Annotated in this window: 17 protein-coding genes; 7 read left to right on the top strand and 10 right to left on the bottom strand. The window is 65.1% G+C overall.

The features are described 5' to 3' along the window. Positions 1-2: 2 nt before the first annotated feature. From GobsT_RS00085 to nadA, 5 genes are all read right to left on the bottom strand, one after another. Positions 3-755, bottom strand: a complete 753-nt coding sequence (locus GobsT_RS00085) for a hypothetical protein (protein WP_010038524.1) — start codon at positions 753-755, stop codon at positions 3-5. Between the two features lie 609 nt (positions 756-1,364). After that, complete coding sequence (locus tag GobsT_RS00080; protein ID WP_109571369.1) at positions 1,365-2,030, bottom strand: DOMON domain-containing protein; 666 nt, start codon at positions 2,028-2,030, stop codon at positions 1,365-1,367. A gap of 91 nt (positions 2,031-2,121) precedes the next feature. Continuing rightward, the gene (locus GobsT_RS00075; protein ID WP_010044263.1) at positions 2,122-2,544 is read right to left on the bottom strand and encodes a type II toxin-antitoxin system VapC family toxin; all 423 of its coding nucleotides are present in this window, start codon (positions 2,542-2,544) and stop codon (positions 2,122-2,124) included. A 3-nt stretch (positions 2,545-2,547) separates the two neighbouring features. After that, entirely contained in the window at positions 2,548-2,850 is a 303-nt protein-coding gene (locus GobsT_RS00070) for a helix-turn-helix domain-containing protein (protein ID WP_197905089.1), read from the bottom strand. Positions 2,851-2,952: 102 nt separating this feature from the next. Continuing rightward, positions 2,953-3,990, bottom strand: a complete 1,038-nt coding sequence (nadA, locus tag GobsT_RS00065; RefSeq protein WP_010044270.1) for a quinolinate synthase NadA — start codon at positions 3,988-3,990, stop codon at positions 2,953-2,955. A gap of 229 nt (positions 3,991-4,219) precedes the next feature. Here nadA and GobsT_RS00060 point away from each other — a divergent pair, with 229 nt between their 5' ends. The 6 genes from GobsT_RS00060 (at position 4,220) to GobsT_RS00035 (ending at position 11,335) form a co-directional block, all read left to right on the top strand. Next, positions 4,220-5,161, top strand: coding sequence for a thioredoxin family protein (locus tag GobsT_RS00060; protein ID WP_010044272.1), 942 nt, complete (start codon positions 4,220-4,222; stop codon positions 5,159-5,161). Positions 5,162-5,307: 146 nt separating this feature from the next. Further along, on the top strand, positions 5,308-6,750 hold the full coding sequence (gene sthA / locus GobsT_RS00055; RefSeq protein ID WP_010044273.1) for a Si-specific NAD(P)(+) transhydrogenase: 1,443 nt from the start codon (positions 5,308-5,310) through the stop codon (positions 6,748-6,750). Between the two features lie 107 nt (positions 6,751-6,857). Next, entirely contained in the window at positions 6,858-7,271 is a 414-nt protein-coding gene (locus tag GobsT_RS00050; protein WP_010044275.1) for a hypothetical protein, read from the top strand. 63 nt (positions 7,272-7,334) lie between these two features. Continuing rightward, positions 7,335-8,216 (top strand): 16S rRNA (cytosine(1402)-N(4))-methyltransferase RsmH, encoded by an 882-nt coding sequence (gene rsmH, locus GobsT_RS00045; protein ID WP_010044276.1) that lies wholly within the window; start codon positions 7,335-7,337, stop codon positions 8,214-8,216. A 2,048-nt stretch (positions 8,217-10,264) separates the two neighbouring features. After that, positions 10,265-10,849 carry a hypothetical protein gene (locus tag GobsT_RS00040; protein WP_148087550.1) on the top strand — a complete coding sequence of 195 codons (585 nt, stop codon included), beginning with the start codon at positions 10,265-10,267 and terminating at the stop codon, positions 10,847-10,849. A gap of 129 nt (positions 10,850-10,978) precedes the next feature. Continuing rightward, the gene (locus GobsT_RS00035; protein ID WP_010044291.1) at positions 10,979-11,335 is read left to right on the top strand and encodes a hypothetical protein; all 357 of its coding nucleotides are present in this window, start codon (positions 10,979-10,981) and stop codon (positions 11,333-11,335) included. Positions 11,336-11,528: 193 nt separating this feature from the next. Here the strand turns inward: GobsT_RS00035 and GobsT_RS00030 are convergent. Next, positions 11,529-12,657 (bottom strand): IS3 family transposase gene (locus GobsT_RS00030; RefSeq protein ID WP_417936319.1). Its coding sequence is split into 2 segments (ribosomal slippage): positions 11,529-12,377 and positions 12,379-12,657, totalling 1,128 coding nucleotides; the frame shifts between segments, so codons are not numbered across the junction. A gap of 117 nt (positions 12,658-12,774) precedes the next feature. On the opposite strand from GobsT_RS00030, the gene GobsT_RS00025 reads away from it, so the two are divergent. Beyond that, complete coding sequence (locus GobsT_RS00025) at positions 12,775-14,487, top strand: hypothetical protein (protein WP_148087549.1); 1,713 nt, start codon at positions 12,775-12,777, stop codon at positions 14,485-14,487. 66 nt (positions 14,488-14,553) lie between these two features. Here the strand turns inward: GobsT_RS00025 and GobsT_RS00020 are convergent, their stop codons facing one another. From GobsT_RS00020 to GobsT_RS37375, 4 genes are all read right to left on the bottom strand, one after another. Further along, positions 14,554-16,986: a DNA gyrase subunit B gene (locus GobsT_RS00020; RefSeq protein WP_010044295.1), complete on the bottom strand. Its 2,433-nt coding sequence runs from the start codon at positions 16,984-16,986 to the stop codon at positions 14,554-14,556. 88 nt (positions 16,987-17,074) lie between these two features. Beyond that, on the bottom strand, positions 17,075-17,392 hold the full coding sequence (locus GobsT_RS00015) for a DciA family protein (RefSeq protein WP_010044297.1): 318 nt from the start codon (positions 17,390-17,392) through the stop codon (positions 17,075-17,077). A gap of 133 nt (positions 17,393-17,525) precedes the next feature. Then, entirely contained in the window at positions 17,526-18,653 is a 1,128-nt protein-coding gene (gene dnaN, locus GobsT_RS00010; RefSeq protein ID WP_010044299.1) for a DNA polymerase III subunit beta, read from the bottom strand. 361 nt (positions 18,654-19,014) lie between these two features. Next, a complete protein-coding gene (locus tag GobsT_RS37375; protein ID WP_162097382.1) occupies positions 19,015-20,010 on the bottom strand; it encodes a DnaA/Hda family protein in 996 nt (331 codons plus the stop codon). Between the last annotated feature and the right edge of the window lie 48 nt (positions 20,011-20,058).

Raw genomic sequence — 20,058 nt, 5'->3', positions numbered from 1 at the left:
CTTCACTTCACAGCAAACACCACCTTACGGGCACCACGGTCGATGCCGATAAGGCCGGCCGTTTTGGTGTCCCGTGCGATCCCCTGGCCCGGAAACGGGCACTCCAGCGACTCCACGAGTTCCAATTCCGCTCCGTCCTTCGGCACCTTCAGCCGGTACAGCACCTTGTAGTGGTGGTGGCTCACCAACAGCGTGTCCCCGTCCCAGACACCCCCCGACGTGCTCATCTTGTCCCAGTCGTCAACGACCTTCTTCGGGAACGTCCAGCGCTGCTCTTCCTTGAAGGCATCGGTCATGCGGATCAGGATCGTCTTGGCGTTATCCTCTTGATAGTGCGCAAAACAGCACCACCAGTTCTTCCCGTCGTGAACGTTCCACACGAGGCTCCCCGGCGGGTCTTTGAACTCGTGGAACACGCTCAGCTTGTTCGTCGCGGGGTCGTAAACGCGAATCTCGCTGGTCTCGGGCTTCTTCGGGTAGTTCGAGTGGGCGCAGTACACCTTGCCCTTCCACACGAACGCGCTGTTGAGGTGCTCGGCCTTATCCTTACTCGCCGCGAGCAGCTTCCCGGTCGCGCGGTCGTACATCGCGACGGTCGTGCTCGACACTGCGAAGATGTGCTCGTCGGTCGCGGCGGCGGCCTGAGTTGCGTGCTCCGACTTCAGCCCGTCACCGCTCGCCTTGTAGCCCTTTTGAAGCGGCAGCTTCGATTCGCCCGCGGCGAAAAACGCTGTCAAGAGCAGCAGCGCGAACATGGGTGACCTCCACAGGTTGGGCTTTACCGGTTCCGGAGAAAAGCTATGAAGCGCCCTCCGAGTCGCGAAGGATCGCGGCTCTGATGCAAGGAAGCTTCTCGCTTATGAGAACGCGCAAGGTAGCGCTCTGGGCAGGGCTGCCCACGGTCGTGGTGGGGTTGGGCGTGGGCCTGTGGTTCACGCTCATCCCCGGCCGCTCCGGCGCGGGGTGAACGCCGGTCGGGTGCCCAACCCCGTTCGGCGGTGCGCCGAACTTCGACCCCTACGGCCTCGGTAGCGGTGCGGCGCTGCCGCAGCCGTACTACGCCCCGCAACCGCAACGCCAGCCGCAGCCCCAACCGCGACCAGTCGCGGCGCGCCCACAACCCAAGCCGGTGGAAGCTCCGAAACCGGTCCGCGCCGAGGTACCGTCGCCGGAGCGGCTGGGCATTACGCTCGATGATCCGCCCGTGATCGTCCCGACCCCAAAGGAACTCGGGATCGACCTCGATTGAGAAGAGTTATTGACAGGATCAACAGGATGCACAGGATTGAAGACAGAAGGCAATGCTTCTTGTCTTCAATCCTGTGCATCCTGTTGATCCTGTCAATAACTCTGTGTTGCCCGATTTACTTCACCAACTCCAGTACTGCCCACAACGACGGGTCTTCGCCGAACGGGAACTCCCAACCGACGCTCAAAAACTGGTCCCCGATCTCTTGGTCGCGAACGCAGTAGTACACGCCGAGGCGCGGGTGTTCGGACGGATCGAAGCCGTTGAGCGCCGCCGCGGGAAGGAACGCTTCCAGACGGTACCCGCCCTTGATCTTGTGCGTCCGAAAGAGAATGTCCGCAATACTCGCCATCGGCGCGTCTTGCAGCGCCCGGTTGATCTTCGACTGCGTGACGAACGGCTCGTCCTTGTCGACCCCGCCCCCGGTTGGGAAGAACGAGAAGTGGTGGCAGTAGCGGCTCGCGCGGTGACTGGCGCGGGCGTCGCGGGTGTCGATCAACAACCGCAGCCCGTCGGACGCGCTCGGCTTGTCGGAGTCGCCCACGGGCGCCTGCGATTTGCCTCTCACCTCCACCTGCACGGCGAGCCCGAACTCATTCCACGCCAGGCGCACATCCGCGAAGTTCTGCTGCTCATCCAGGGCGGCGAAGTTTTCCAACCGCGCCGTCTCGGGCAGGTCAACGAGGTGTTCGTCCTCCTCAGTGTCGCGCGGCGCGTCCTTCACAAACGGGCACGGGTGGCTGACGCGGACGAGGAACCGGTTCGGCACGATCGGCGGCATGGGTCGCTCCTTCCCTGGCGAGCGGGATGCCGTTACGATACCTTGAAAGTGAACACCCGACCACACCGCGGTGAAGTGCATTCGACGGGATTTAAGCCGCCCAGTTGTCGAGCTTCAGCCCGGGGACGGCCGCGTAGTCCTTGGTGTTCCGCGTCACAAGCGTGGCCGCGTTCGCGAGCGCAATCGCGGCCTGAAGTACATCGCCGCGGTCCATCTTGTTCAGCTTTTTGAGCGCACGGAGCTGATCGAACCGGTCGGCCACGGCTTCATCGATCGGGAGCATCGCGAAGGGAGCAAGAAATTGCTCGGAATCAGCCAAGCGCGTGACCGCGCGAAGCAACTCAACCCCGGTCGCGGCCTTAATCACAGATTCGATACGACCACGCATGATCTCGAGCCAAGTGGCGTAAGAAATCGCCACTTCCTCTTTCGAGCGGGCCGCGAGTTGCGCGGTCACCCGCTCGTTGTTCTGAAACGCGAGCGTGGTGATGTCGGTGTCGAGAACGAAAACCACGGATCACCCCGCGGCAGAATCAGCCTTACGCCGAGCGTACATTTGGCGGATGAATTCCTCGGCCTCTTCTTCCGTTTCTGGGTCAGACGAAGCCGCGCGTACCCGCCGGATGTGCTCAACTAGTTCCGCACCGGTCTTCGGGCGTGAAGCCGGCGGCTCGGGGTGGCTCAGCCATTCGAGCAGCGCGGCCTTGTTGAACCGCCACTCGCCCGCCACCAGCCGAGCCGGTAACCGTCCACTATCCGCATCGGCCCGAAGCCCGGCTTCGGAGACGCGCAGCCACGCCGCCGCTTCGGCCAGCGTCATCACTTCGGCGGTAACCGCGGTGACCGGTGCAACGCCGTTCGTTTCGGTCCGGGCGCCCGCAGTCGAGCGCTTCGTTCCCTTTGTCGCCCGCGTCCCCATAGGTCAGTCCCCCGCAGGTTGGACCGGCGCCGTGGCCGGCGGATTCAGCAGGCTCCGCGCGAGCACTTCCTTGGCCTTGTCGAACTCCGGCTGCCACAGGATCTCCGGCGCGCCGTCCCGCATACAGTCGCGCACCTTCTCCAGCGTGTTCAGAGCCATGTGCGGGCACTTGTTGCACGAGCACGTGATTCCGGGAACGCCCAGGTAGGTGTGCTGCGGGTAGCGGCGCTGCAACTCCCACATCATGTTGGCTTCCGTCGCCACCAGGAACTCGGTCGGCGCCTTGTAGTCCGCGACGTGCTTGATCATCGCCTCCGTGCCGCCCGCGAAGTCCGCGAGCTGGAGGATGTTCTGCGGGCACTCCGGGTGCGCGAGCGTCACCGCCTTCGGGTGCTCCTTTTTCTGCTTGATCAGGTCCACGACGCTGAAGATCTCATGGACCATGCACGACCCGTCCCACAGGATCATCGGGCGGCCGGTCAGCTCCTGGAGGTAACGGCCGAGGTGCTTGTCCGGCACGAACAGGATCTCGTACCCCTGGGGCACCTTGTTCCGAACGATGTCCTCCGCGTTGCCGGACGTGACCACCCAGTCGCTCAGCGCCTTCACCTTGGCCGAGGAGTTGATGTAGCACACCGTCTGGAACTTGCGGCCGTTCTCGCGGAGCCGCTCCTGGTAGCGCTCGAGCTTGTCCGCGGGGCACGCGTCCACGAGGCTGCACCCGGCCCGCAGGTCGGGAAGCAGAACGCGCTTTGTGGGGTTCAGCATCTTGGCCGTCTCGGCCATAAACAGCACGCCACAAAACACGATGACCGGCGAATCGACCTTCGTGGCCTCGCGGGCGAGCTTGAGGCTGTCGCCGGTGATGTCGGCGAGCGCCTGGATCTCGCCCTCCTGGTAGTAGTGAGCCAGGATCGTGGCGCCGAGCTTCTTCTTGAGTTCGAGGATTTCGGCCGAAACGTCGTCGAGCAGAGATACGGACGTGGGGCCAGAACCGGCCGGCGCCAGGCCACGAGGTTCGGCGGGAGAAACAACGGACATGCGAGGCTCCTTGTTTTTAGTGTGGCGGAGGGCCAACCCACTGGAACACAGTTTGTCTACTCAAGCATCTTACGGGCGCCTCGGGCGGAGTTGAGTGAGAAAGGCACGCCGCGCGCAAAAATCGGTTGTGACGGGTCCGGAGAAATGTGAAACTGCGCCCGGCGCGAGCGCCCCCCCGGTTCGCCCGCGCCCGCAATTCGAGCCGAATACCACCCCCGGAGCCAGTCACATGAAACCACTGTTCGGTCTCGCACTGGTTATCGCCGCCGCCCTGACGTGTTCGGCAGAGGACCCGCCCGCACCGGCCAAGGGGACGAAGGCCGCGGTGAAGGTCTACGACGAAAAGGCGGACGCCAAAGCCCTCATCGAAGCCGCCCTCGTCTCCGCCAAGCGCGAGAACCGCCGGGTGCTCGTCCAGTGGGGCGGCAACTGGTGCTCGTGGTGCCTCCTCCTGCACAACAAGTTCACCACCGACCGCGCGCTCGCGAAGACGCTCCGCTACGAGTACGACGTGGTCCACATCGACAGCAAAAACACCGACCTGCTCAAGAAGTACAACGTTGACCTCTCCAACGCCGGCGTGCCGTTCCTGACGGTCCTCAACGCCGACGGCACGGTGCTGGTGAACCAGCCGACCGAGCCGTTCGAGACGAAAGAGGACGGCAAGAACGGGCACGACGCGAAGAAGTTGCAAGAGTTCCTGGACAGGTACAAGGCCGAACCCAAAAAAGCAGCCGACGTGCTGGCCGCGGCCCTCGCCGACGCCACCAAGACCGACCGCAAGGTGATCCTCCATTTCGGCGCGCCGTGGTGCGGCTGGTGCCTCAAACTGGATGCCTGGCTCGCACGCCCGGACATCGCCGCCCTGGTTGGTAAGGACTACGTCGATGTGAAGATCGACCAGGACCGGATGATCGGCGCCAAGGAGGTGTTCGAGAAGTATCACCCGGAAAAGAGCGGGGGGATTCCGTGGTTCGTCGTGCTCGACGGCGCGGGGAAAGCGCTGGTGACGAGCGACGGGCCGAAGGGGAACATCGGGTTCCCGGCAGAACCGGGCGAAATCGAACACTTCGCCAAAATGATCACCGCCACCCGTAAGCGGCTCACGGACCAGGAACTGGACACGCTGAAAGCCGCACTTACGCCGCCGCCCAAAGCCCCAAAGAAGTAACGCCGGCCACCGGACCGGTTGCGGCACCGCCCGGTTCCGAATGTACGTCACGAACCGAACCGCGGCGGGGGCGAAGTGCGGCCGTGAGGTGCCCACCGGCACCCCGGCGGGGTATCATGTCCGCACACCCTCCGGCGAGCCGCACCATGCCTAAGCCCCTTCAGTACGACCTGATCGTAATCGGCGCCGGCCCCGGCGGCCTCGCCGCCGCCGACACCGCGGCCCTGCTCGGTAAGCGGGTCGCGCTGGTCGAGCGGAACCCGGTGGTCGGCGGCGCTGCCGTCAACACTGGCACCATCCCGAGCAAAACCCTTCGCGAAACCGCCCTGGCCATCTCCGGGGCCAAGGCCCGGGCCGTCATCGGGCTGGACGTGTCGGTCCGGCGGCAGGCCAAAATCGAAGACCTGATGCGCCACGAGCGGGTGGTGAAGGCGTCCGAAGCGCACCAGATGCGGACCCTGCTCGACCGGTACGGGGTGATGCTCCACCAGGGCACCGGCTCGTTCGTGGACCCGCACACGGTTCGGGTCACCCGCCCCAACCCGCCGGGCGGCTCGTTCGACATCCGCGCCGACAAGATCGTCATCGCGATCGGCTCCACCCCGGTGCGCCCGGCGGTGTTCCCGTTCGAGCACGCCCGGGTCCACGACTCGGACGAGCTGCTGTACATCACGAGCATCCCGCGGTCGCTGGCGGTCATCGGCGGCGGGGTGATCGGCAGCGAGTACGCGTGCATGTTCGCCGCACTCGGCGTCCGGGTCCACCTGATCGACGGGCGGGACACGCTGCTCCCGTTCCTGGACCCCGACCTGTCGGCCGCACTGACCAAGGCGATGGAGCGGCAGGGGATCGTGTTCCACTGGAAGGAGCAGGTGGAGCGGTGCCACGCGCCGCGCTCCGGAGAGGTGGAGTTGCAACTCAAGTCCGGGAACGAGCTGACGGTCTCGAACGTGCTCGTGTGCGCCGGGCGGACCAGTTACGCGGACCGCCTCGACCCGGCCGCCGCGGGGTTCGGGCTGACCCCGCGCGGGCTGATCCCGGTGGACGAGCACTTCCGCACCACCGTCCCGCACATCTACGCCGTGGGCGACGTGATCGGGTTCCCCGCGCTCGCGAGTACGAGCTACGAGCAGGGCCGCGTCGCCGCGTGCCACGCGTTCGGCTCGATGGCGAAGGAAGCGCTCGCGCAGTACCTTCCGGCCGGCATCTACACCATCCCCGAGGTGAGTTCGGTCGGGCTCACCGAGCCGCAGGCGAAAGAAAAGAACATCCCGGTCGTGATCGGCCGCGCCGACTACGACCAGAACCCGCGCGGCAAGATCATCGGGGACAAGACCGGGTTCCTGAAACTGATCTTCGACCGCGAGGAGATGAAACTGCTCGGCGTCCACGTGATCGGCGAGCAGGCGACGGAGCTGATACACGTGGGGCTGACCGCGATGATGACGGGGGGCGGGGCGAACCTGTTCCTGTCCACCTGCTTCAACTACCCGACGCTCGGCGACCTGTACAAGCTGGCCACACACGACGCGATCTTGAAGCGATCCGAGCTGATGGGTAAGGCCCAGGCCAACCTCAGCCGGTGGTGACGGAAAGTCCCCGGTTCCGGGTTCCAAGTTGCGCGCGGCGACCCGGTTCACGATCTCCAAACTTGGAACCCGGACGCCGGAACCGGGAGCGCGACCGGAGGGCCGACATGAACGACGACGCCCGCGAAGAAGCCGAGCGGTTCCGGTGGATCGAGAGCGAGAAGGCCGGGTACGACCTGGGCGAGGCGGCCATTCAGCAGTGGGTGGCGCGGCACTGGCCGGCGTTCGTGCGGGGGCGGGCGCTCGCACACCTGACCGGGCGCCGGTTCTGGCTGTCGATGCCGCGTGAGGACTTCGGCGCCCTCTCCCGCCAGTTCCCCCACGACCGCGAGCTGATTGACGAGGTCACCGCCCGGTTGGTGGACGGGGCCGACAACCTGACCCTGATCCAGTGGGCCGCGGACACGAACCGGCCGCTGGACCGGGTGTGTGACATCCTCCAGCGGATCGACTTGAACGCGCTGCGGCAGCGGTTTCCGCCGCCCGACGACGCCGACCCGCCGCACATCGTCCAGGGCTGAAGTCGCGCCCGGCCTTTGTAACCGCCTCACATCTTCGCCTTGACCCAGTTTCCGAAAGCGCCTATGTCCGCCGACCGCCTGCCGGTTCACGTGAGTGTGCTGCCGGCCGAAACGCTCGCGCTGCTCGACCCGCGGCCGGACGAGACGTGGGTCGATTGCACCACCGGCGGCGCCGGGCACACCCGGCTCATCGCCGAGCGCGTCGGTCCCGCCGGGCGGGTGCTCGCTCTGGACCAGGACCCGACCATGCTCGCCCTCGCGCGCCCGCTCGTCGCGGGGCTGCCGGTCGAACTGGTTCACGCGAACTTCGACCAGTTGGCCGAAGTGCTCGCCGCCCGCGGTATCGCCGCGGTAGACGGCGTACTCGCGGACCTGGGGTTCAGTTCGGACCAGCTCGCCGAGCGGGCGCGCGGGTTGAGCTTCCGGGACGACGGGCCGCTCGACATGCGGCTCGATCCCACGAGCGGCTCCACGGCGGCCGACATGGTCAACTCGCTGAGCGAGGGCGCGCTGGCGGACGTGTTCTGGGAGTACGGCGAGGAGCGACACTCCCGACGGGTGGCGAAGAAAATTGTGGCGCGGCGGGCCGAGCGGCCGTTCGCGACCACCGCGGACCTCGCAAGTGTGGTGCGAAGTTGCGTTCCGCGTTCGGGGAGCATCGATCCGGCCACGCGGGTGTTCCAGGCGCTCCGGATCGCGGTCAACGACGAACTCGGTTCGCTCGACCGCTTGCTCGCCGTCCTGCCGACGGTGGTGAAGTCGGGCGGGCGGGTCGGGATCATCAGCTTCCACTCGCTCGAAGACCGGCGGGTGAAGCACGTGTTACGAACGGAAGGCGTGTGGCGACCGCTCACGAAGAAGCCGGTCGAGGCCGGGGACGAGGAAGTCGCCCGGAACCCGCGGGCGCGAAGCGCGAAGCTGCGGGCGGCCACACGAATCGGGTAGGTGTGATTTTCGATTTGCGATTGAGCGTCCAGGCTCTCAACCGCAAATCTGCAATCATCAACATGAAGGGGTCACGGATGACCGAGCCCATCGCCGTTGACGTGCCGGGCAAACCGGCGTTCTCTCGCACCGCAGCGCTGCCGGCCGGGGTCGGATCGCTCGTCGAAGCACTGCTCAACGCCCCCGCCGCCCCCGCCCTGACTGCGACTCCACCGGCGCCGGCTCCCGCTGCCATCACGGCCAGCCCAGCGCCCAAGGTCGAGGCGCCGAAACCCACCGCGCCGAAGCCGGACGCGCCGAAAGCCGAAGCGCCAAAGATCGAGACACCGAAAGTCGAAGCGCCAAAAGCTGAGGCGCTAAAAATCGAGACACCGAAAGTCGAAGCGCCAAAAGTCGAAGCGCCAAAGGCCGAGACACCGAAGGTCGAACCGAAGCCGGCTCCCGCCCCCACTCCCAAGGTCGAGGCGCCGAAACCCGTGAACGCGCCCACCCCGAGCGTACCCCCACTTGCCGCGGCAATTGCTACCGCAGCCACGGTCACCACCGCAGCGGCCGGCGTGCCTGTTCCGGCCGAACCCGCGGTGGGGATCATTACGAAACTCACCCAGCGGTTTACACGCAAGCAACTGACCGCCAGCGTCGCCGTTCTCAGCATCGCCACTGGAGCCGGGGCGATTCGCTTCCTGGCGCCGGCTCAGAACGCGCCGACCGCCGACACCGCCAAAGCCAAGACTGACGGAAAGGCTCTGCCGTCTGAGCCTCTGAAGCCGTCAGTCCCGTCGGTACCAGAAACAAAGCAGCCGGACGGGAAAACCGAAACGACCGGAGGCGATAAAGGAACGTCCACGTCTTCCCTACAAAAAGATACCTCACAAGACGCTCTGGGAGGCGATACCCGATCAAATCAGCTTACGCCCCCTACCCCCGTACCGCCCACGAGTGGCAACACCGGCGGCAACAGCACGTCCGGGGGTAATGCGTCATCCAACAGCCCACCGGCCCCACTGCCAGCCCTGCCTTTACCAAAGCCAGAGGACACTCCTGCGCGTACGCCAGGGGTTTTCCCTCCGGGCACGCTGCCTGCAACCGCAAAGCTACCCGGCGAAGCCCCAGCAGTGCCTCCGCCCGTCACACCGGCCGCGGGTAGTCGCCCCGAAGCACCCGCTGTAACCGCAATCAACCCTGTGAAGGCACCAGTACCGCCCGACCAAGGTGCATCAGCCGCCCCACGTCCAGTTTCGCCTTCAGCGGGTACGCTCGTTGCTGCACCGACATTGGAGGTAACCGGCGGGACACAAAAGACCGTGCAGCCTGCGAGCGGGATTGCCGATCCAAAACTGCCCGAGCTGCCGTCACCAAGTCCAACCAATTCACCAAAGCCACCCGATTTCGCCCCCCCGAGCGCAACCAATCCGCTGAAGCCGCCTGACCTAACGCCTCCGGGCGCACCGGCTTCAACGCCACCCGGACTAGGCGCCGCCGGAATGCAACTTCCCGCACCCACGCTGCCACAGCCGGGCAGCCCTGCGGCTTCACCGTTACCAGTGCCCGTGACGCCCCCGGCACCCGTGACGCCCTCCGCGCCAGGCGTGTCCGGACCATCGGCCTCTGTGCCGCCGCTTCCCACGCTACCCGAGTTGCCGCCTGCTCCACCGTCGCCGCTTCCTGCGGGACCGACTAGCGGTCCCACTGTGTCTCCGCAACCAAGCGCTCCTGGTGCGCAGAAGCCTCCTGAAATGCCGGCACTCGGCGCGAGCGCCACTCCACCGGTACCGGGCCAACTGGCGCCACCGGCGATGACCGCACCAATAGGTACCGTCGGCGTTCCTCCGGTAGGAACGCCGACGGTACCACTCCCGAATCCGAATCCCGTATCTGTGGCCCCGCCTTCGGGCAATCCGGCCGGGGTGGCGGTTCCCCCCGCGGCGTTCCCGCCAGCCAGCATCGAGCGAAACGGACCAGACACCAAGGCACCAAGCGCGCCCGACTCCAACCCCTTCCCTGCAGTCGGGCCTGCTAGCGGTGTCAAGCCACTTGGCCAACCAGAGGTGAAACCGCCATCGCTCGAAGCGCCCGCACCTGCGCCCCCCCAGCCGGGTAATACGATCCCGTTCGTCAAAGCAGCAGGCACAACAGAGGTGAAGCCGACCGTGCCCGAACGGGCGCCGAAAACCAGCTACGACGTGGACATCTACCACGTCAAGGACGGCGACACCTACGAGTCGATCAGCCAAGAGTGGTACAACAGCAAGAAGTACGCGACGGCGCTCCGGTCGTACAACCAGAGCCAGTCGCTCCAGGGCGGGCGGTACGTCAACGTTCCACCCAAGTACGTGCTCGAGCGCCAGTTCCCGACCGCAACTGGGGGAACGAACGGGACGCGCGCCACCCCGCCAATAGACGGCGCAAACTGGAGCGCTCCTGCGACCAAGCCGCCCGCCGGAACCAGCGGGCGCGGGGTTTACGTCGTTCCACGCGGCGGAAGGACGTTGCAACAAATCGCCTACGAAACGATGGGGGATTTCCAGCGTTGGCGCGAAATCAGCGCCCGTAACGATCACATCCCGAACACGAACCAGCCGCTCGCCGAAGGAACCGAGTTGAAGCTCCCACCGGACGCGAAACTGCCGTAGCCCTTGATCGCTACTTTCCGGCCACCGCCGTTGGCGGTGGCGCGCCGTTCGCCGTATAGTGCCGCTTGTCACAGCGCCGGGTCCGGTTCCGGTGCTCAGCGACGCGCACACATTACGAGAACCCGCGACGTGAAACGATACGCTGCCTACGGGGCGATCGGCACCCTGCTCCTTTGTGTCACCGGGTGCGGCGGACCAGACGCGCTGGTCAAGGAGTTCATTGCGAACCTGAACGTCTACGCTGAGACCCTGGAAAAGCGTGAGCCCAAGGAGAAGCAGCAGGCCGCACTCGAGCGAATCAAGGCGACGACCGAAAAGATCGACAGGCTGAAGCTAAGTAAGGAAGATCAGGACAAACTGTTCGCGCGGTACGACGCCGAGTTCAAGCGGGTCAAGGAGCGGGTCGAAGCGGCACAGAAAGCGGTAGCGATGGAAGGGGCCGACGCCGACACACCCGATCTGTTCGCCACTTTCAAACTCAAGTAGCAGCTCCGATCAGGTTATGCTCGTGGGACTGGTGCAATGACGCCGGTCCCATTCGCGTTTCCGGGAGCAACCGTGTCACGATTTCTCGCCCGTACCTGCCCGCTCACCCTCGCATTGCTGACCGCGTGGCCGGTCTGCGCACAACCACCTACAGTGGACCCCATTGTCTAGACCAAAAAGTTGCTATCCTTCGCTACTGTTTCGTCGGGGCCTTCGTGGCTCCGACGCCATACACCTGAGCCGGGGTGCGGTAGTCCAGGGACTGGTGTAACCGCTCGGTGTTGTAGAACCCGAAGTACGCCCGGAGCCCACTCTCCAGGGCCGGCACCGACTCGTAACCCTTGAGGTACACGTCCTCGTACTTGACGCTCCGCCACAGGCGCTCCACGAACACGTTGTCCAGGCACCGGCCCCGCCCGTCCATGCTCACCGCGACCCCGGCCCGCTCCAATCGCCCGACCCACGCGGCGGCCGTGAACTGGACTCCCTGGTCCGTGTTGAACACCTCCGGCTTGCCCCGGCCCAAGGCCTCCTCCAGCATGTCCTGGCAGAATGACCCGTCCAACGTGTTGGACAGTCGCCAGGCCACCACGTACCGGCTGAACCAGTCCATCGTTGCGGCCAGGTACATGAACCCGGTGGGCATCGGGATGTACGTGATGTCCGTGCTCCACACCTGATGGACCCGGTCGATGGCCACGCCCCGCAACAGGTACGGGTACACCTTGTGCCCGGACCCGACCGACAGCTTGGGCTTGGGGTACAGGGCCTCCAACCCCATGATCCGCAACAGCCGCTGCACCCGCTTGCGGTTCACCTCGTGGCCCTGGGTGCCCAGCCACGCGGCCAGGCGCCGGCTCCCGTAGAACGGGCACGTCGTGTACTGCTCGTCGATCAACCGCATCAGCGTCAGGTTCTCCGCGCTCTCCGGGGTCGGCTCGTAGTACACCGTCGAGCGGTTCAATCCGATCAGCTCGCACTGGCGCCGGACGCTCAGCTCCGGGTGCTCGGCCTCGATCCGGGCACGCTTGGCCTCAGCCGAGGGCGGCCGATTTTTTTTTCACCCAGTCGAGTTCCACCTTGAGGCGGCCGATCTGCTCGTACAACTCGGTCGTCTTGTCTTCCGGGGGGCCGGTGCCCTTCGCCCCCGAGGCGAACACGGCCTCGGCCCCGGTGAGCAACTGCTTCTTCCACCCATGAATCAGGGTCGGGTGGACGCCGTGCTGACTCGCCAGTTCGTTGATGGTCTTGTCGCCCTTGAGGGCCGCCAGCGCGACCTGGGCCTTGAACGCCGCCGAGTGACTCTTCCGCTTGCCCGCCATGGGTTCCCCTTTCCTGGGCCTCCGGTATAGCTTAACCGGCGGTCCAGTTTTCGGGGTCCACTATAACCCGATGCCCCTCCGGCTCCAAAGGCGAGCAGTTTTAGTCCGCCCAAGTTGGTGTCGCCGTACACCGCGTTTCCTGAGCTGAAGGCAATAACCTACGACACCAAAGTCACCACACAGCCCGACGGCAGCCAGTTCGCCCAACGCACACCACGGGACCCGATTACCGTTCCGAAGCTGCCGGCGCCGGGTACCGACGAGCCACTGCTTCGCAAAGTACGAAGGGCACAAGCCCGGGCCGGACTGATGTACTGCGCACGAGTGGATCGCGCTCAGGCGATCGCGCCCCCGGACCCAGATACCTACCACGACAACGTGCGCATGGCGGTCAAAGCGTACCGCACCGCCGCAGAACTCGAAGAGCACCCCTCACACCGAATGCCGTGGTACGAGGCGTGCGTGCGCGCGTGCAAGGAGTGCGAACGGTACACCCTACTCCGCGTTCAGTCGGGAGCACTGAATTCAGAACAATTTCACCTGGCGTGCTTTGAACGATTTCAAACCGAAATCGATTTACTGGCACTTCAAGCAGAAATCGCTGCGGCCGGACCCGCTCCGCGCGGGGCAGCACCCAGAACTGAACTCGGACCGATTCCGATTGACAGCACAGGACAGCCAACTGAGCCGACGTTTACCGCGTTCCCGCAACTGAAAGCGCCGACGGTGCGGCTCGAGCGAACGCCTGAAGGCACCAAAGCAATTGACGAGGGACGCGTTCCGCACCCGAACCTCGTTGTGATCGGCCCGGACGCATCCCCGTTGCTTCGCGCACAACACGAGCGGGCTAATGCCGGCGTAGCACACATCAAACGCGTCGAAGCAGGTTTGGCATTTGGTGGCCCCGATCCGAACGAGTTCAACAGCAATCTCACATTCGCGGTCCAAGTGTTTCACGCGGCGGCCCAGTTGGAACCGCAGCTCCTCGACCGTGTGCCGTGGTACGAAGCGTGTGTTCGCACGATGAAGGAATTGGAAGACTACACCACGTCACGTGTCGCGGCCGGAGCGCTCCAGCCGCAAAGAGCCGACAGCATCCAGTTCCAGCGGCTCAGCGCCGAAGCAGACCTGCTCACGCTGTTGGCTTCAATCGCTACTCTTCGGCCGAGCGCACCAGCGCCGTCGGTCAAGCGCGAGCCGTTCGCAGTTGATCAATTGAAGCCGCTTCCAGAACCCGACACCTACACTGCGTTCCCGGAGTTCAAACCCGTTCCACAATTTCCGGGTGATCTGTCCGGGGAAAAGCGTCTCGCCGCGCTGCTCGCCGGAGCAAAAGCCCCCATCGCGACACCGGGCGAGACACCGCTCCGGCAACTGCAACGTGAACAGACGCTCTGCGGACTCGCTTACATCGCCTACGCTGAAGGCAAGATGGCACTCTACGGCCCAGACCCGCGCACCTTCTCGACGGAGCAGGCGATGACCGCCGAAATACTCCGCGTCGCTGCAAAACAGGAACCACAAGCTACTAACCGCATCGCATGGCACGAGGCCCGTATTCGCGCGTTAAAGGAGGGGGAGCGTTACGCGGAATTGCGTGTTCGGGCAATGGCGATCAAGCCTCAGATGCTCGACCAGGCGCGTTTCAACCGCCTCGGAGCGGAAATTGACCTGCTGTTACTTAAAGCAGGACCGGCTCCGGCTGCACCCGCAACCACGCCGACCGCTGCGCCAGCACTGTGTCCACCTCCGTGCATTTGCGTGCCGCAATGCGGCCCACGAGTTCGTGCACGATGCGGCTTGCTGAACCGTGTGTTGCTCCGGCGCTGAACGAAAAGCCCCGTGCCCGCGCGAACAACAGCTCGCGCGGGCACGGGGCGCAAATCGAATCCGGGATCACGCGCCGTAGTCGATGTCCTCGACGCTCTTGAGCGAGTTGCTGAAGATGAACGCCTTGCGGTCCTGAACCTCTTTACCCATCAGCGTGCGGAACATCTCCTCGGCTTTGAACGCGTCGTTGAGTGTCACCTTGAGCAGCGTGCGGTACTGCGGGTCGAGCGTGGTCGCCCACAGCTCCTCGGGGTCCATTTCGCCCAACCCTTTGAATCGCGTCACGGCGATGCCCTTTTCGCCCAAACGCCGGATCTCGATCACCAGCTCGCGCAGGCTGACCAGCGACTTGTTGCTGCCGTCGTGGTCGAGGGTGTAGCGCACCGGGGGCTCACGCCCGGCGATCCGCTGGAGCGGCACCAAGTCGGCTGCGTCGAACCCGAACGCCTTCAGCTTCGTGACGGCGCGGTTGAGCGACTTCAGGTCGTGCCACTCGTCGAGCGTGTAGTCCTCGCCGACCACCGGCTCGCGCTTCAGTTCGTCCGCGAGCGCCTGCTTGAACGCGGCCACTTCGTCCGTGGTGCGGAACCAGTGCTCCTTGTTCTTCTCGCGCTCGTACAGGTTGTAGGTCGGGAACAGGCCGTCTACGGCCCGCGTCAGCAGTTCGTCCAGGTTGCGCCCGCGGCGCTCCAGCCCCACAACCGCGCTTTCGGCCTCGTCGAGCAGCGGCAGCAACTTCGTCAGCTCGTCGCCGCTGATGTCGCGCGCCGGTCGGTCCACCTGGGTGGCACGCAGGGTGGTGTTCTTCAGCCCGCGGGTGGTGAGTTGGGTCACCATCTCTTCGCGCGACTGGATGAACCGCGTTTCCTTCTTCTGCGTGACCTTGTACAGCGGCGGCCGGGCGACGAACACGTGCCCCGCCTCGATCAGCTTCCGCATCTGGCGGAAAAAGAACGTGAGCAGCAGGGTGCGGATGTGCTGACCGTCCACGTCGGCGTCGGTCATGATGATGATCTTGCCGTACCGGACCTTGCTCACGTCCTCGACGTTGTCAATATCCACCCCGACCGCCGAGATGAGGGCGGAGATTTCGTTGTTCTCCAGCAACTTCTCGAACTTGGCCTTCTCGACGTTGAGGACCTTACCCCGCAGCGGCAGGATGGCCTGGAACTCGCGGTCCCGGCCGCTCTCGGCGCTGCCGCCGGCGGAATCACCTTCCACCAAGAACAGTTCGGTGTTCTCGCGGTCGCGCGAGCTGCAGTCGTACAGCTTCCCGGGCAGTCCGCCGCTGTTGAGAGCGTCCTTGCGGCCCTTCACGGCGTCGCGGGCCTTCTTCGCCGCGATCCGGGCTTCGGCTGTCAGTAGCACCTTTTTGCAGATCCGCTCGGCCTCTTTGGGGTTCCGCTCCAGGTAGTCGGACAGCACCTCGTACACGACGCTGGACGTCTGCCCTTCGACCTCGGGGCTGGTGAGCTTCACCTTCGTCTGCGACTCGAACTTCGGCTGCGGGTGGCTGATGTTAATAACCGCGGTGAGGCCCTCGCGGAAGTCGTCGCCGCGGAGTTCGATCTCCTTGAACAGGTTCGCCTTCTTCCCGTAGTGCCCGATCGCCCGGGTGAGCCCGCCGCGGAACCCGGACAGGTGCGTGCCGCCGTCCTTGTTGTAAGCGTTGTTCGTGAAACACATCTCGAGCTTGGTTTCGCCCTGGGTGTACTGGAAGCACACCTCGACCGTCACCCCATCGATCTGCTTGTTGATGTAGATGAGCGGGTAGTTCGTCTGCTCGCTCCGGTTGAGCACCTCGACGTACTCGGCGATGCCCCGCTCGGAGTGGAACGTGTCGCTCTTACCGACGCGCTCGTCGGCGAGGGCCAGCTTCAGCCCCTTGTTGAGGAAGCTGATCTGCTGGAACCGGGTGCCGAGGCGGTCGTAGTCGAACAGGATGTCGCCGAACTTCTCCGGGTCCGGTTTGAAGGTGATCGTGGTCCCCGTCTGCCCCTTCGGGGCCGGCCCGAGGTCCTCGAGCTTGCTGGTCGCGTACCCCTTTTCGAACTCCATCTTGTACACGCGGCCGTCGCGCTTGATCTCGGCCGTGCACCACTCGGACAGCGCGTTCATGGCCTTCGCGCCCATCCCGTGCAGCCCGGCCGAGGTCTTGTACGCGTCGTTGTTGAACTTCCCCGACGAGCCCGCGATCGTCAGCGCCTCTTCCAGGGTGGACTTGCCGGTGTCGGCCTTCACCCCGACCGGGATGCCGCGCCCGTCGTCGGACACGGTAATGGACTCGTCGCTGTGAACCGTGATGAAAATGTTCTTGCAGAACCCGGCGAGGGCCTCGTCCACGGAGTTGTACACGACCTCCCAAACGAGGTGGTGCATGCCCTCGATGTCGGTGTTACCGATGTACATGCCGGGCCGGTGCCGGATATGGGCGGCGTCCTTGAGCGTCTGCAGGTTGTCTTCGGTGTACCCGACGTTGCCCAGCGTTTCGGTACTCATCGTGCTGCGTTCCTCTCCAGTAAGCCTGGCTCTGTCGGTTCGAACAAGACCGGGTGGGCCACGCGGCCCCGGCCGCCCCACGAAGACCTCACCACGCCGCGGCGCGGAACTTCAGGTCGGTGAGCGTGACCCCGGGCATCGCGGCGCGGAGCTTTGTCAACAACTTGCGCTTGTGAAACTGGGCCAGTTCCGACATCAGCACCGCGTTGCGCACGGCGACCTCCATCACCCCGCGCTTGATCACCAGCACCTGTGTGTCCTTCAGCAGTTCCGGGCCGGCGGCCTCGGCCCACGCCGACTCGATCCGCAGCCGGTCGTTCTTGCGCCCCCAGCCGCGGGACGTGAACAACTTCCCGAGGATGTCGGAGAGCTGTTCCTGCCTGCCGTCGCGCTGCTCTTTATGCATTGGTGTTTCGTGTTGGGTGTTTCGTGTTGAACATTTTGCGTCGGCGCCCCATCATTCGCCGCAGCTCATCGGGATTAACAACCCCAACAGAATCTTGACCAGCGACACACCGAACACAAAACACCGAACACAATCAACCGGTCAGCGGCATCACAAGGTACGAGTAGTTGTCGCCGCAGGTGAACAGCGCCGCCCGGGTGCCGGTGGACATCTCCAGCACCACCGTCGGCTCGTTCTCGATCGCCCGCAGGAACTCGACCAGGTACGACGGGTCGAACGCGATCTCGGTGTGCGGGCCGTCGTAATCCGGAAGCTCCAGGGTCACTTCCGACGCGCCCGTCTTCGCCCCGCGGGCCTTCATGACCACGGAGCCGGGGTCGAACGTCATGTCCACCCGCATGCTCTCGTCGTCCGTCATGATGGCGGCCTGCCGCACCCGCGACAGGAACCCCTGAACGGGCAGCGGCACCTTCTGGGTCGCCTCCTTGGTCGTTTTCCCGATGATGTCGCGGTACGGCGGGAACTTGCCCTGCACCAGCGAGGTGTAGATCGTCGCCCGCTCGGTTTTGAACAGGGCGTCGTTGGCCCGCAGCCCGACGCGCACCGTTTCGCCGTCGTCCGTCAGGTTCTTTTCCAGCAGCGTCACGGCCTTCAGCGGCACGACGTGAATCGCCTTCACGTCGTCGACCACGCCGTAAACGACCGCCTCGCCTTTACACACCGCGAGCCGCTTGGTGTCGGTGGCCACCAGTCGCGCCTCTTTGCCGTCCGCCTCCCACAGAACGCCCGTCAGCGAGAACCGCGCGGTGGTGTCTTTCTTGTCCGCGGCGAAGGAGGTCCGCCGGAGCATCGCCCGCAGCACCCCGGCGGTGATCTCGTGGTACCGGCCGCCGTCATCGAACTCGGGAATGTCCGGGAACTCGTTCACGTCCAGGCTGGGCATCTCGAACTTCCCGCCGCTCGTCTTCGCGACGACCGCTTCTTTGCCCGCGTCCAAACTGATTTCGGGGTCGCTGCTCTCGCGAAGGATCTTCACCAGCTCGGTAATGGGCAGAATGCACGAACCCGCCCGGGCGACGGTAATGCCTCGCAGCTCGTAGCGGATGCCCACCTCTGTGTCGTAAGCGACCAGCGTGATCGCGTCGTCCTGAGCGACGGCCTTAATGTTGCTCAGCACCGGTTTCGTGGTGCGCTGGGCCACGGCGGCCTGAACGAGCTGACACGCCGTGAGCAAACTGTCCCGCTGACACGTCACCTTCATGGTGCCCTCCTCCGCCTTCCGTGGGGTGTGTTGAGGGCTTCGCGTCTTGCTCCACCCATTTACTTGTTATCCTTTATTTTAAACATCCAGTAGCAGTAGTAAGGCGGGCCGCTATTTTGGCGCGCACCGCCCACAACCGCCATGAACTACTAGCAATTCAAGTGTTTCGTCCCCTGAACGGCCTGTGGAAAACCTGGCGCGCGAGTGACGCGCCGCTGGTATTCCGTGCCGCGCCGATCGCCCCGCCCGTTACCCGCTTGTAACGCCGCCCGTTGCGCGCCAGTTGAGAAAACGTGCGCGCCAATCGCGCGCCAAGTTTTCCACAGGGTTGTGCGCCGGCTTCCGCTGCCAAAGCGGACCGTTAACCCAGTGCCGTTCGCAGGTCGTTCACCTGTTTCGCGAGGGAGAGATCGGCGGCCACTTCTGCTTCCACTTTGCGGCAGGCGTGGAGAACGGTTGTGTGATCTCGTCCGAACGCGGCACCGAGGCGCGGCAGTGACAGCCCGGTCAGTTCACGTGCCAGGTACATCGCCACCTGGCGGGGGCGCATCACGCCGCGCAGCCGGCTGGCGCCTAGCAACTCCTTGACGGTTACTCCGAAGGCGGCGGCCGTCCGCTCTACGATCCCCGAAATATCGGGCGCGGCGGATGTCGGTTGGCCCGAATCCGCTAGCGCCTGTTGCACGTCGGCGCGCGTCAACGCTCCCGGGAACGCCGCGGCCACTTGTGCGAGGTTCTGGAGCAAGCCGAGGGTGGTCCGCACCCCGCCGCCGGTTGTTTGGGACGCGAGCCACTCGAGCGCGTCGGGAGTGAGCCGCACCTGTCGCTGGCGCGCGGCTTCCGCCAGAATCGCCAACCGGCTCGGGGCACTCAGTGGTTCGAGCCGCACAACCAGACCCGAACTCAGACGCGACGTCAGCCGCTGCGGGAGATGGGCGAGTTGGGCCGGTCCGGCGCTGGCGGTCACGACGGTGGCCCGGCGGCGGGCGGTTCGGCGGTCGAGTAGCTCGGTGGCGTCTTCGGCGGCCCGCGTGCTGAGGTGCTGCACGTCTTCCAGCGCGAGCAGGTCGCAACTCACGAACACGTCGTCGTCGAGCCCCTCGTCCGGCGCGCGGGATACGTCGCCGGCAGAAACCACCTGCGCGGAAACACCGTCGGATGTGTTCGCGAGCTGCTGCACGAGCGACGCGCTGAGGCGGGACTTACCGGTTCCAGGCGGCCCGTGCAGGACGACCGGGTTCGCACCGGGCCGCCGCCTCGTGAGTACCGACCGGCACACCGACCGCAGTGCCCGAACCGCGACACGGTTCTCCGGCAGCACCAGGAAGCCGTTCCAGCGGGCCGTCGGCGTCCCCACACGGTCCTCGATATTCGTGTCAACCGGCCCGCGCCGGACAGTGTTCAT

The organism is Gemmata obscuriglobus (genome assembly GCF_008065095.1).
GTDB lineage: Bacteria > Planctomycetota > Planctomycetia > Gemmatales > Gemmataceae > Gemmata > Gemmata obscuriglobus.
The sequence above is the reverse complement of the archived record's forward strand: the minus strand, read 5'-3'. Positions and strand labels throughout refer to the sequence as shown.

Bases quoted from the DNA above. Each gene is read 5' to 3' on its own strand.
- GobsT_RS00085 (WP_010038524.1), bottom strand. From the start codon at position 755: ATGTTCGCGCTGCTGCTCTTGACAGCGTTTTTCGCCGCGGGCGAATCG.
- GobsT_RS00080 (WP_109571369.1), bottom strand. From the start codon at position 2,030: ATGCCGCCGATCGTGCCGAACCGGTTCCTCGTCCGCGTCAGCCACCCG.
- GobsT_RS00070 (WP_197905089.1), bottom strand. From the start codon at position 2,850: ATGACGCTGGCCGAAGCGGCGGCGTGGCTGCGCGTCTCCGAAGCCGGG.
- nadA (WP_010044270.1), bottom strand. From the start codon at position 3,990: ATGTCCGTTGTTTCTCCCGCCGAACCTCGTGGCCTGGCGCCGGCCGGT.
- GobsT_RS00060 (WP_010044272.1), top strand. From the start codon at position 4,220: ATGAAACCACTGTTCGGTCTCGCACTGGTTATCGCCGCCGCCCTGACG.
- sthA (WP_010044273.1), top strand. From the start codon at position 5,308: ATGCCTAAGCCCCTTCAGTACGACCTGATCGTAATCGGCGCCGGCCCC.
- GobsT_RS00050 (WP_010044275.1), top strand. From the start codon at position 6,858: ATGAACGACGACGCCCGCGAAGAAGCCGAGCGGTTCCGGTGGATCGAG.
- rsmH (WP_010044276.1), top strand. From the start codon at position 7,335: ATGTCCGCCGACCGCCTGCCGGTTCACGTGAGTGTGCTGCCGGCCGAA.
- GobsT_RS00020 (WP_010044295.1), bottom strand. From the start codon at position 16,986: ATGAGTACCGAAACGCTGGGCAACGTCGGGTACACCGAAGACAACCTG.
- GobsT_RS00015 (WP_010044297.1), bottom strand. From the start codon at position 17,392: ATGCATAAAGAGCAGCGCGACGGCAGGCAGGAACAGCTCTCCGACATC.
- dnaN (WP_010044299.1), bottom strand. From the start codon at position 18,653: ATGAAGGTGACGTGTCAGCGGGACAGTTTGCTCACGGCGTGTCAGCTC.